The following is a 10,994-nucleotide window of genomic DNA, read 5'->3' on the forward strand; positions in this document are numbered from 1 at the left end:
AGGATCACAGGAATAAGGAATGCCCATGACACATCTGACACTTCAGGCCGTCACCAAGCGCTTTCACAACACGTTCGCCGTCGATCATGTCGATCTGAGCGTGCCCGACGGCAAGCTCGTCTGCTTTCTCGGGCCATCCGGTTGCGGCAAGACGACGTTGCTGAGGATGATTGCCGGGCTCGAAACGCCGACTTCCGGCTCGGTGATGTTTGCGGGCCGCGACCTCACCCATGTGCCGGCGAACCGGCGCGATTTTGGCATGGTGTTCCAGTCGCTCGCGTTGTTCCCTCACATGAGCGTCGCGGAAAACGTCGCGTATCCGTTGCGGTTGCGCCGTGTCGAGCGTGGCGCTCAGGCAAGACGCGTTGCCGAACTGCTCGAACTGATCCAGTTGCCGCATATGGCCAACCGGCCGGTCACCCAGCTCTCGGGTGGACAGCGTCAGCGCGTCGCGATTGCGCGCGCCATTGCATCATCGCCGAAATTGCTGCTGCTCGACGAGCCGCTGTCGGCGCTCGACGCGAAGCTGCGCGAAGCCATGCAGGTGGAGATCCGGATGCTGCAGCAGCGCCTGGGCCTTACGACAATCATGGTCACGCATGATCAGCGCGAAGCCATGACGATGGCAGACGAGATTGTCGTGATGGAAAAAGGGCGCATTGCCCAGGTCGGCAAGCCGCTCGATATCTACCGCGATCCCGTGAGCGAGTTCGTTGCGGACTTCATCGGGCTCGGCAACATCCTGCCGGCGACCTTCGATGGCGAGGACAGAATCGGGTTGCCGGGCGGCCGGACGATCGTCGTGCATGCCGCTTCCCGCGTGGCGCGCACAGCGGGCGATATCCGTCTGCTGATCCGGCCGGAGGACGTGTGCGTGCGGCCCATCGACGCAACGCCGGGACCGAACTTTCTCGCCGGCAAGGTCACGTTCGTGCGCGACGTCGGGGCTTCGATCGAGGCCACCATCGACTGCGACGGCTTCACGCTGACAGCGGCTACGACGCCGCGCGAGACGCCTTCCCTTGTGGTCGGCGTACGGGTGCTGGCGGAGATGCCGGCCCATGCCTGCCGGCTGATCGCGGCACGCACCGCGCACTGAATCATTTTTCACTTCCTCGGCGCCGCGGCGATGCAAGCCGCGATCGCCGAAGCGAACGGATACGGCGGCAGCACGACATCACGAAAGACAGGCTTCAACATGATTTCCATCAGCAACGTATCGAAATGGTACGGTCAGTTCCAGGTGCTTGCCGATTGCAGCACCGAAGTGAAGAAAGGCGAAGTGGTGGTGGTATGCGGTCCGTCGGGCTCGGGCAAGTCGACGCTGATCAAGACCGTCAATGGACTCGAGCCGTTCCAGGGCGGCGAGATCGCGATCAACGGTGAGTCGGTCGGTGACGCAAAAACGAACCTGTCGAAACTGCGCTCGAAGGTCGGCATGGTATTTCAGCATTTCGAGCTTTTCCCGCATATGTCGATCACCGACAATCTGACGCTCGCGCAGGTGAAGGTGCTCGGGCGGCGGAGGGACGAGGCTGCCGACAAGGCGCTGCGGCTGCTTCACCGGGTCGGCCTGCGTGCCCATGCCGACAAGTATCCCGGCCAGCTTTCCGGCGGCCAGCAGCAGCGCGTCGCGATCGCCCGCGCGCTGTCGATGGACCCGATCGCGATGCTGTTCGACGAGCCAACCTCGGCGCTCGATCCAGAGATGATCAACGAGGTGCTCGACGTGATGGTCGAACTTGCACAGGAAGGCATGACGATGATGTGTGTGACGCATGAAATGGGCTTTGCCCGGAAGGTCGCGCACCGTGTGGTATTCATGGATCACGGACGCATTGTCGAGGATGACCTGAAGGAAGCGTTTTTCGCGAACCCCAGGTCCGAGCGGGCAAGAGATTTTCTGGGCAAGATCCTGCATTAGCCGCTATCGATCGGCGCATGCGGAGTTCTGACGACCCTTCCGGTTTGCTTGCGTAAAACTCCGTATCGCGAAACTCTCGTGTTGTGCTTTTGTGCAGAATTGCAATGACGTGACGCCGCCGGACGGTGAGCACATCCGGTTCGTACGGGATGGCTGCATCCATGAGACGACTTCCTCCACTACACGCACTCCAGGTTTTCGAAATGGTGGCTCGACACGGCAGTTTCACCCGTGCGGCCGAGTATCTATTCCTGACGCAAGGGGCCGTCAGCCGCCAGATTCTCGCGCTGGAGGACTATTACCAGTTTCCGCTGTTCATCCGGGGCCCGAAAGGACTCACGCTGACGGCTGAAGCCGAGATGCTGTTGCCGACGGTCAGGGAGAGCTTTGGGCGCATCGAGGAAGTCTCGCTGCGACTCATACGCCAGCGCACGGATGTCGCATTAAAGGTGCCGACGTGTGCCATGCGATGGATGCTGCCCAGGATCATGCGTTTTCAGCTCGAACATCGAGACCTGCAGCTTCAGATCACGACGACCTGGCAACATGACGTCGACTTTAAAGCCGAGCCGTTCGATGCCGCCATCATCTATGGTTCGTCGCCCGGAGCAGATGTTCACGCCGTGCCGCTCTTCGAGGAGCAGATCACACCCCTCTGTGCTCCTGAATTGCTGGGCAAAACGCCACTCAAATGCGTTGACGATCTTGCGCAATTCACTCTGCTGCATCCGACGCGCGACCATCGGGACTGGAAGTTGTGGCTCGGTCATGCCGGCGCATCCGGCGTCGTTGCGAACCTCGGGCCGAGTTTCGACACACTCGATCTGGAAACGAACGCGGCCATGCAGGGCTTTGGAGTGGCCATCAGTGACCGGACGCTGGTGAGTGAAGACGTGGCGGCGAGGCGCCTTGTCATGCCGTTCGATACCTTTGTAGAGACAGGGTCGCGCTACTATTTTGCGTATCCTGACTGTGTTGCCGGTCAGCCAAATCCTGAGCGAGTGGATCGCCGTGAACCGCGCGAAACCGGCGCATCCCGTTGAAGTAGCTGCTTCTCGCAGGGACGCTCACGCCTGAAGTAGCGGCAAGGAGAGACGGAATGCGAGTCGGGTCGTGCCATGGCTGTGCGACGCGTTTCGATGCCGCTCACCTCCGCACGATGAAACGGAATAGCCGTTCCTTCTGTTTGAGCGCCTCCTGCGCGCTTTTTCTCGTGTTGTCTCGCGCGATCCGTTCATATTGGCAACTGTGTCTCCGCTCTGCCGCAGGCTATGCGCTGTGGTCACCGAGCACGATTTTATGGATGTTCGCGGCGTACACCCATTCGCGGGCCTGGCGCTCAATGCAATCCATGAAAGCCGGGGGACCACTGCAGTAAATCTGAGTGTTGGCATGAGTTGGACTCATCGCGTGAGAACTCTTCTGCGCGAATAGATCGTCGGACAAGCCGAAGTAGTGATTGACCCTACCATGACTTCGCAGCGCGTGAAGCTCTTCCCGTAGAACTGCGCGGTCGACCGATCGGGCGAAGTTGTGCACCTCGAACCTTTGACCCGCCGATGCAAGCCGCTTCGCGATTCCCGCGATCGGTGCTGTGCCTAGCCCACCGGCAAAAAGGATAGATCGCACACGCTCGTCCACGATCGTTGGTGGGCTTTTGGGGATGCCGACAAATACTTCGTCTCGTTCATTCAACGGAAAATCGGACAGCAAATTATCCGTTCTGCCATCGCCTCCTTGTCTCGTGCCTACCACGTAACCATCGGACAGGGACGAAAACCCGAGCAGAGGATAAATCCTTTCCTTGCCGTCAGCGCTATTCAGACGGAGGGTGACGCGCGACCCATCGTCAAATGGCGGAAGCACCGATTTATGCGTTGGTCGAAGTTCAACGGCATGGTATCCCTCAGCAATCTGCCATTTCCGGCTTACGATTACGGGAATCAGGTTGTCGTGCATGTCTTCTCCGATAGGGCTGGCATCTCCCGCAAATCGGAAGGCATGTCAGTGTATGGATCGCAGAAAATGCCGACCCGGCAACTATTGGAAGGGCTGCTATCGTCGAGAGTAGGGTGGACCGGAGTCGCCAGCAAGCCGCTGTAGTGGAATATCACTCATACGGTTACGCTAATAGTCGTTCAATGCTGCTCCGCGCAGCAGCGTGTTCTCAGACGTTCCACCAGTACCCGATCGCCCGCATTTTCGGCACTGAGATTGACCCACGAAAACGGAGATCTATTCTTTTGATGAGAAGAGAGTGTCGAAAGGGGCAGACATCGTATGCCGTACACTGCGGACTTCCGGGCGATCATCAACAGGGTCGCGCACGCCGATCGTCACGTTGGTGTTTGGGGCGATGTTAATGGCGTTCGAAGGTTGGCAGTTCCGGATTGACCTCGTGGATCCGAGTGACGAGGCATGAGTCCGACGGACCATGGCCGACTGGCCGCCTAATGATAGTCATTTTCCCGCTGATGCCGGACGGCCAGGATAGTAACGGTCGTCGCGTCGTCGATCTCGAACAGGACAACATAGCCGGAAGAACCGAACGGGACGATCAGTTCGCGAAGGAAGGGATTGTTGGCGTCGGCCTTCCTGCAGGTGAAGGGAAACTCCTCAAGAATTTCGGTCGACTTGCGCAACGCCTCCAACGCGCGCTCGGCTGCCGCCATGTCACGATCGAGCAGAAACTCATGGAGTCGCAGCAGATCGCGTCGTGCGCCGCCCGTATAACGGACCCGAAATGTCACGGTTTATTTCTCGCCCGTTTCGCTGTCTGCAGCATGCCCTCAAGCTCGGCATGCACGTCAACAGCCTCGTAATATTCGCCGGTCTCACGGGCCTCGTTGCGAGCGGCGAGCCCGCGCGCAATGAATTCCCGCTGAAGTTTTCGCTGCGCGATGCTTGCGCGGAGCGAAGCCTCCATGAATGACGACAGGCTTTCGTTTTCATTCAGGACTTCTTCCGCCGCCCGCCGCAGGTCCGGCTCGACGCGCAATGCCGGGATCGTAGCCGTCTTCATGACAGACCTCCATGTATCGCTTTTGCGATACATTTTACCATCGTTCGCGGTGAAAAACTGGTAGCGCAACTGGGGCTGCGCAGTCGAGACGGGGTCGGAGAGACGATTCAGACGGCGCGTGATGTCGCTCAGGTCCACGAGACGGAGTACATTAATCATATAATAGCACGCTCGGTTGATAACTTTAATTATGTAAAATATGGGAACCGGAAAGCGCGAGCGATTTCGCTTTGATCCCTGCCAACCCATAGTGCTTCAAGTGTCTGCTTCGTTTGATACTGGTCGAAGGGCCTGCCGGACTGGACAAAAATACGCAAATTACGTATAATGCGTATTATCTTGTCCGGAGGGCTTCATGACGACTGTCACCGCCACCGATCTCGCCCGGCGCACGAATCAGGTGCTCGACGCATTGGCTCGCGGCGAATCGGTCACGATCACGCGCAATAACACCGTGCTGGGCACGATCAGTCCGCCGGCGCGCGCTGTCACGCTTCGCGAAGCTTTCGAGCGGCTGCCGAAGATTTCGCGCGACGCGGCTGAGCACTACAAGGCCGACATCCGCGACGCCGGTTTCGACGACGAGGTGCGTGATCCGTGGCGGCATTAATGGTCGATACATGCGTCTGGATCGATGTCGCGCATGGCGCTATCGACCTGGACTCGATCTACAACATCGCCGGGTCGGAACTGATCTACGTCTCCGCGATCACGCTTGGTGAACTGGAATTCGGCGCACAGATCCCAAATGACCCGCGCGAGCGTGCCGAACGCACGGCGTTGCTTCGCGCGGTCGAACGGATGTCGGTGCTAGAAGTGACGCGCGGAACGGCTCAGTCGTTTGGCTTGCTCGCCATCATGATGAAGCACGCCGGTCGCAATCCCCGCCCGCGCTATAACGATCTCTGGATTGCCGCACAGGCGCATGAACATCGTCTGACGCTGCTCACAAGTAATCCGGACGACTTCCGCGCGCTTGACGTGATCGAAATCATCGAAGCGCCGAAGAAGGCTCATTGAACGCAGGCGTCGCGCGGTTGGTTCCGTGGATGCCTGTGTCCACAGCGCGTCTAGCGCATTCGGCGTCATCTTTTCGGCTGACATATTCCCTCCAGTTCAGCTTGCGCAACCGGTGAGTCGCGTGGGCATGCGTGCGCGACCGCCCCCTTTTCCGACGAACCGGGCATCGATCCACGTCAGATGGATCTGTGGGCCGAGGACACCGTCGGCGCACAGCCTTAAACATTCTCGGCTCCGGCTTTCGGCTCATCCATATGGGCTCGGGTAACTAACTAACCCGTTCGGCGGTCGAAGTTGGATATCTGGCTGCCTGCAGACTATAGATCGTCTGGTACACGCGTCATTTCAGCTGGCCAGGCAGGCTTTCGAAAACGGACAGAGGTCCGTCGTGACAGACATCAGGCTTGATAGTTCGGGGTGCCCCCGTGGACCCGAAACTATATGCTGTGTTGACGACAAACGACGTATTCGCAGCCGGTCGCTGGACACGAACGGCTGCTACCCTCCAGGGCTTCCCGGGTTCAGGCAACTGGAGGTTGAACTACGCCACCGACCCCGGCGTCCGGGTGCAAGACGCTGCGGGCAACAACATCTGCACGCCACTAGACCTGACACCCATATCCACCGACAAGGACGGGGACGCGCTAATCACCGCCGGCAATCTGCCCTATTCCGCGGCAAGGTGGCACATCCGGTAAATGGACCATGGCCGCCGACGCCGTCCCGGCCAGATCCGGCCGCGACCGCTAGTCTCGAGGTTGCCTGTGCAACAAAAAGCCCGCACGCAGCGGGCTTTGCGCAGCCACGCCGGTGGTCACAGGAAGATCACCGCGATCAGGTTAAAGCGCACGGCGATGATCCGGTCGATCCAGTCGTCGTGGTTCGCATCGACCGCGTCACGCATCGCCTCGTTCTTCACGGCGACATCGGTCGGCGGCTAGCCGCAGGAGCTCTCGACCGTGAGTGACCGGGCGCGGCCCTCGTTCTTTGTGCCCTCGCGGCCCGGCACGATCGCCACACCACCTTCAGGTCCACGTCCGCTTCGAGCTTGTGTTTCACCAGGTCCACATAGCCGCTGCTCGCGTCCTTCCAGATGCCGGTGCCGTTCTTGATGACGGTGCCTTCCTTGCCTTCGATCTGCAGGCTGGAGCAGTGTGCATGCGCTTCGGCCAGCGAGAAAACGATCTTGGTCGGGATGACCCGGACGCTGCTATTGCCCGCGCGGGCAGCTGTTGCAGCAGCGCCTTGAAGCGCTCGCGGTAACCGACGTCATGTTTGCCCTTCTGCGCGACCGCAGCGAGCGGAATCTGGTCCCACACCATGAGCACCGGGGTTTCGTTCTCCGCGAACGCGCCGCCCGACCGCACGCGGTTCATGGTCCCGTTCCCGATCTCGTGGCCGGCGATCTGGCCGTCGACCATCACGACGATTTCACCATGCGACTGCGTGCCGGGGTTCAGCTTCGCGCGCACCGCTTCGCCAGAACCGGACGCCTCGATCGGCAGCGCGTAGTCAGGCGCACTAGACCGCCCTCCTTGTGATCGACGTGTACATACATGCCGTCCGCTTTCTCCTGGCTCAAGACGCCCTCTTTCCACCTCCACGTCTTGAACCGGATCTGCGTGCGGGCTCCTCGGAAGAGATGGCCAACAAGGCATGGAAGAGCCTGATTCCGCGAGTTCCCTACATGCGCTGCATCCTGCCGAACAAGGCCAGGTCTGGTGCACAAAAACGCCTGCCCTTTCCACGGTTGAAGGGTCCATACTTCAATCAGTGGATATCTGGAGGGCGTCATCATGACTATTCACCGCACTCTGCATGAGGATGTATTCGCCGCGTTTGCAAGAGCTTGCCAGGAAGGAGAGTTCGAACTGGCCGAGCATCTGCTTCACGCGATTGAGATCATCGCGCGGCAGAAGCAGGATTCCGGCGAACTCGACCGTGCCTACTTGCTACTCACCCATTTCACCAACCGCCCGCACAGTGCGCATTTGGCACGCACGCGCTCGTTTTCCAGGCACTGAACGAGGACCACTTCCCGCCTGGGCTTTGTCAACTTGAGATAGATAGTCCGTTGTGTGGAGAACGTACGTATGGTTTCCTTATTAACTTCCATGAGCCGTTTTCACGTCCGCCCGGTCCTGCCATGCGAGCAGACGTGCCTTCAGTTCGATGCGATGGCGTCCGGCATTCATCTGGTGCCGCGGCAAAGCAAAGTGCTGCCGGATCGGACCGAAGCTCGAGAGAAACCGCTGTGTGCGCCGCGGGTCGCGAACGCCCTGCATCTGGCGTTCGCGACCCGCGCGTGGGCTGATGGCTGTTTTCGGCACGGTTATTGACCCGCGCGGCCGCCTTCACGAACACGTGCTTGGTATGGGCGAGTTTGTAGGTCACGCTCACGCCACGTTCGAGCAACAGCTCCTCGATGTCGCGCAGACTCAGATTGAAGCGAAAATACCAGCGAACCGCGCAACTGATGATCGCCGCCGGGAAACGAAAGCCGTGGTACGGTGATTTGCTCTTCTCATCCCGACATTCTATCTGGCAGCGATCTAAAGTTGGCAGTGCCCTGCGGCGGCATACATTCAACTCGAGCCAACGCTGATCCCCTGGAAGCTGTGCCCGGGTATCGCTGAGGTATCACGCGCAATCGACGCGCTCCACTCGGTCACGCTTCCCATCCGGCCTTCTCTTGCCGCAAGCGGAGACGACGCATAATGTTCAAATGCTCGCACTCTCGGCAACGGAAATGGTGTTATGCACTGCGCAAACTGCGGATTCGAGAACCTCACCGGAGCCAAATTCTGCGAAGCGTGCGGGGCCGTTTTGTCGCGCGCGTGTCCTCGCTGTGGGTACGAGGCGAGGCCTTCCGCCAGATTCTGCAATGAGTGTGGCGCCCCCCTGACCGAGGCGCCCGCCGCGTCATCTCCGCGTCCGCAGCCTGCGCCAGGGGCATCCACAGCGCCGGTTCATTACACGCCACACCATCTTGCCGAGCGCATCCTCGCCGAGCAGGCGGCCATGGAAGCCAGAGGCGAGGCCGCCGGTGAACGCAAGACCGTTACGGCGCTATTCGCCGACATGGCCGGTTCCACCGCGTTGATCCACGACCTAGACCCGGAAGAGGCCCATCGGCTGATCGAGCCTGTCATCGCGCTGATGATGGAGGCCGTGCACTACTACGAGGGCTACGTGGCCAAATTGCTGGGCGACGGCATCCTCGCTCTGTTCGGCGCGCCCATCGCGCACGAAGACCATCCGCAGCGTGCGCTCTTCGCGGCGCTGCGCATGCAGCAGGCGATGCGCCGCCACGGCGATCGCATTCGCCTGGAGAAAGCCATTCCGCTGCAAATCCGCGTTGGCGTCCACACCGGGGAGGTCGTGGTGCGCTCGATCCGCACGGACGACTTGCATACCGATTACGATCCGGTCGGTCACACGATTCATATTGCGTCCCGGATGGAAGGAATCGCCACGCCATCGTCAATCCTCGTGAGCGAGGCGACCCACAAGCTGGCCGAAGGTTATTTCGAGTTCAGGGCCCTGGGGGCCACCCAGGTCAAAGGCATTCCCGAACCACTCCCGGTGTATGAGGTGCTGGGTCTCGGCGCGCTGCGCACGCGCCTGCAACTGGCGGCGCACCGTGGTCTTGCCAGGTTCGTAGGCCGCGAGGCCGAAACGGAGCACCTGAATCGGGCGCTGGATGAGGTCAGGACGGGCCACGGGCAGGTGGTTGCAGTGGTCGGCGAGGCCGGAGTCGGGAAATCGCGACTGTTCCACGAATTCAAGGAGCGCTCCCGGCGCGGCTGTCTGGTGCTGGAGACGTTTTCGGTGTCGCATGGCAAGGCTTTTGCCAATTTGCCGCTCATCGAGCTGTTGAAGAACTATTTCCAGATCACCGCCCAGGACGACGAGCGACGTTGCCGGGAAAGGGTCATGGGCAAAGTGCTGACGCTCGAGCGCAGCTTCGAGCATCTCGTGCCTTACCTGCTCCATCTGCTGGGTATCGGCGAAGCCGGTTCGGCGCTGGCGGAGATGGATTCCCGGATCCGGCGGGACCGCACCTTCGACGCGATCACGCAACTGCTGACGCGCGAGAGCCGCGATCAGCCCATCGAATTGCTCTTCGAGGACCTGCAATGGCTGGACCGCGAGACGGAAGCCTTCCTCGCATACCTGATCGAACACGTGCCAGGCACCCGGATCCTGCTACTCCTGAACTACCGGCCCGAGTATCAGCCCGGCTGGCAGCACGCGGATCACTGCAGCTCGTTGCGACTCGAACCGCTGGGCCCGGCCGAAGCCCAGGGACTGCTCACGGCGCTGCTCGGGGACGACCTCTCTCTCGTGCCTCTCAAGCAGCTCATCCTGGAGAAGACCGAGGGCAACCCGTTCTTCATGGAGGAAGTGGTCCAGACGCTGGCCGAGGAAAAATCGCTGCTCGGCGATCCTGGCCGTTACCGTATCGAGCAGACCCCGGCGTCGCTGCATATTCCCACTACCGTTCAGGGCGTGCTCGCCGCCCGTATCGACCGGCTCCCTGTCGCGGAGAAGGAGTTGCTGCAGACGCTCGCCGTCATCGGCAAGGAATTCCCGTTCAGCCTGATCCAGCGTATCTGCGCTGTCCCCGTTGCGCACGCGGATGACGATCTGCGCCAGCTTCTTGCCCACCTGGAAGCCGCGGAGTTCATATTCGAACGGCCCGCGTTTCCGGAGGTCGAGTATTCGTTCAAGCACGCGCTGACCCAGGAAGTCGCCGGCCATTCGCTGCTCACGGAGCGCCGTAGCGCACTGCATGAGCGCACCGCGCATGCGATCGAGGCGCTGTTCCCGACCCGCATCGCGGATTACTGCAGCGAACTGGCGCATCACTACGGCCTGAGCGGCAATATCCCGAAGGCCGTGGAGTACCTGCATCGTGCCGCGCAACAGGCACTTCGACATGCGGCCCACCTGGACGCGATGCACCACCTCGGCGTCGCGCTCGAGTTACTCAAGCGTCTGCCCGATACACCGGCACGCGTGCAT

General features: G+C 60.6%; 14 protein-coding genes and 1 pseudogene. 10 read left to right on the forward strand and 5 right to left on the reverse strand.

Translation table 11 applies throughout. The annotated features are described in order from the left end of the window. Nucleotides 1-25 precede the first annotated feature (25 nt). The 3 genes from GCT13_RS37865 to GCT13_RS37875 all read left to right on the forward strand — a co-directional run bounded on the left by GCT13_RS37865 (nt 26) and on the right by GCT13_RS37875 (nt 2,967). Nucleotides 26-1,099 carry an ABC transporter ATP-binding protein gene (locus GCT13_RS37865; protein ID WP_152767086.1) on the forward strand — a complete coding sequence of 358 codons (1,074 nt, stop codon included), beginning with the start codon at nt 26-28 and terminating at the stop codon, nt 1,097-1,099. A gap of 99 nt (nt 1,100-1,198) precedes the next feature. Then, entirely contained in the window at nt 1,199-1,924 is a 726-nt protein-coding gene (locus GCT13_RS37870) for an amino acid ABC transporter ATP-binding protein (RefSeq protein ID WP_152767094.1), read from the forward strand. A 161-nt stretch (nt 1,925-2,085) separates the two neighbouring features. Further along, entirely contained in the window at nt 2,086-2,967 is an 882-nt protein-coding gene (locus tag GCT13_RS37875; RefSeq protein WP_152767087.1) for a LysR substrate-binding domain-containing protein, read from the forward strand. Nucleotides 2,968-3,193: 226 nt separating this feature from the next. Here GCT13_RS37875 and GCT13_RS37880 read toward each other — a convergent pair whose 3' ends face one another. Further along, on the reverse strand, nt 3,194-3,883 hold the full coding sequence (locus tag GCT13_RS37880) for a ferredoxin reductase domain-containing protein (RefSeq protein ID WP_152767088.1): 690 nt from the start codon (nt 3,881-3,883) through the stop codon (nt 3,194-3,196). 385 nt (nt 3,884-4,268) lie between these two features. Between GCT13_RS37880 and GCT13_RS51645 the strand changes: the two genes are divergently transcribed. Next, on the forward strand, nt 4,269-4,346 hold the full coding sequence (locus tag GCT13_RS51645; protein ID WP_456093727.1) for a DUF7713 domain-containing protein: 78 nt from the start codon (nt 4,269-4,271) through the stop codon (nt 4,344-4,346). A 28-nt stretch (nt 4,347-4,374) separates the two neighbouring features. Here GCT13_RS51645 and GCT13_RS37885 read toward each other — a convergent pair whose 3' ends face one another. Together GCT13_RS37885 and GCT13_RS51425 are read right to left on the reverse strand one after the other, a co-directional pair. Continuing rightward, a complete protein-coding gene (locus GCT13_RS37885; RefSeq protein WP_321574882.1) occupies nt 4,375-4,674 on the reverse strand; it encodes a type II toxin-antitoxin system RelE/ParE family toxin in 300 nt (99 codons plus the stop codon). Next, entirely contained in the window at nt 4,671-5,105 is a 435-nt protein-coding gene (locus GCT13_RS51425) for a YlcI/YnfO family protein (protein WP_407670920.1), read from the reverse strand. Before GCT13_RS51425 ends, GCT13_RS37885 begins: the two co-directional genes overlap by 4 nt. A 196-nt stretch (nt 5,106-5,301) precedes the next feature. Here GCT13_RS51425 and GCT13_RS37895 point away from each other — a divergent pair, with 196 nt between their 5' ends. From GCT13_RS37895 to GCT13_RS48730, 3 genes are all read left to right on the forward strand, one after another. Further along, complete coding sequence (locus GCT13_RS37895) at nt 5,302-5,556, forward strand: type II toxin-antitoxin system Phd/YefM family antitoxin (RefSeq protein ID WP_152767089.1); 255 nt, start codon at nt 5,302-5,304, stop codon at nt 5,554-5,556. After that, nucleotides 5,556-5,966, forward strand: coding sequence for a type II toxin-antitoxin system VapC family toxin (locus GCT13_RS37900; protein ID WP_152767090.1), 411 nt, complete (start codon nt 5,556-5,558; stop codon nt 5,964-5,966). The genes GCT13_RS37895 and GCT13_RS37900 overlap by 1 nt, the downstream gene beginning before the upstream one ends. Before the next feature lie 536 nt (nt 5,967-6,502). Continuing rightward, nucleotides 6,503-6,664: a hypothetical protein gene (locus GCT13_RS48730; protein ID WP_193727861.1), complete on the forward strand. Its 162-nt coding sequence runs from the start codon at nt 6,503-6,505 to the stop codon at nt 6,662-6,664. A gap of 357 nt (nt 6,665-7,021) precedes the next feature. On the opposite strand, the gene GCT13_RS37905 is transcribed toward GCT13_RS48730, so the two are convergent. After that, on the reverse strand, nt 7,022-7,438 hold the full coding sequence (locus GCT13_RS37905) for a hypothetical protein (protein WP_152767091.1): 417 nt from the start codon (nt 7,436-7,438) through the stop codon (nt 7,022-7,024). Nucleotides 7,439-7,762: 324 nt separating this feature from the next. Between GCT13_RS37905 and GCT13_RS37910 the strand changes: the two genes are divergently transcribed. Next, complete coding sequence (locus GCT13_RS37910) at nt 7,763-7,990, forward strand: hypothetical protein (RefSeq protein ID WP_152767092.1); 228 nt, start codon at nt 7,763-7,765, stop codon at nt 7,988-7,990. Between the two features lie 69 nt (nt 7,991-8,059). Then, nucleotides 8,060-8,305 (forward strand): hypothetical protein, encoded by a 246-nt coding sequence (locus GCT13_RS48735; RefSeq protein ID WP_193727862.1) that lies wholly within the window; start codon nt 8,060-8,062, stop codon nt 8,303-8,305. A 43-nt stretch (nt 8,306-8,348) separates the two neighbouring features. Here GCT13_RS48735 and GCT13_RS49900 read toward each other — a convergent pair. Further along, nucleotides 8,349-8,507 (reverse strand): annotated as a pseudogene (locus GCT13_RS49900) (IS6 family transposase); the annotation flags it as partial. A gap of 216 nt (nt 8,508-8,723) precedes the next feature. Here GCT13_RS49900 and GCT13_RS37920 point away from each other — a divergent pair. Continuing rightward, nucleotides 8,724-10,994 (forward strand): adenylate/guanylate cyclase domain-containing protein (locus GCT13_RS37920; RefSeq protein WP_152767093.1); only part of this gene is annotated, 2,271 nt, incomplete at its 3' end.

The sequence above is a fragment of the Paraburkholderia franconis genome (genome assembly GCF_009362735.1).
GTDB classification, from domain to species: domain Bacteria; phylum Pseudomonadota; class Gammaproteobacteria; order Burkholderiales; family Burkholderiaceae; genus Paraburkholderia; species Paraburkholderia franconis.

Bases quoted from the DNA above. Each gene is read 5' to 3' on its own strand.
- GCT13_RS37910 (WP_152767092.1), top strand. From the start codon at position 7,763: ATGACTATTCACCGCACTCTGCATGAGGATGTATTCGCCGCGTTTGCA.
- GCT13_RS48735 (WP_193727862.1), top strand. From the start codon at position 8,060: ATGGTTTCCTTATTAACTTCCATGAGCCGTTTTCACGTCCGCCCGGTC.
- GCT13_RS37895 (WP_152767089.1), top strand. From the start codon at position 5,302: ATGACGACTGTCACCGCCACCGATCTCGCCCGGCGCACGAATCAGGTG.
- GCT13_RS37865 (WP_152767086.1), top strand. From the start codon at position 26: ATGACACATCTGACACTTCAGGCCGTCACCAAGCGCTTTCACAACACG.
- GCT13_RS37880 (WP_152767088.1), bottom strand. From the start codon at position 3,883: ATGCACGACAACCTGATTCCCGTAATCGTAAGCCGGAAATGGCAGATT.
- GCT13_RS51425 (WP_407670920.1), bottom strand. From the start codon at position 5,105: ATGATTAATGTACTCCGTCTCGTGGACCTGAGCGACATCACGCGCCGT.
- GCT13_RS37900 (WP_152767090.1), top strand. From the start codon at position 5,556: ATGGTCGATACATGCGTCTGGATCGATGTCGCGCATGGCGCTATCGAC.
- GCT13_RS37870 (WP_152767094.1), top strand. From the start codon at position 1,199: ATGATTTCCATCAGCAACGTATCGAAATGGTACGGTCAGTTCCAGGTG.
- GCT13_RS37875 (WP_152767087.1), top strand. From the start codon at position 2,086: ATGAGACGACTTCCTCCACTACACGCACTCCAGGTTTTCGAAATGGTG.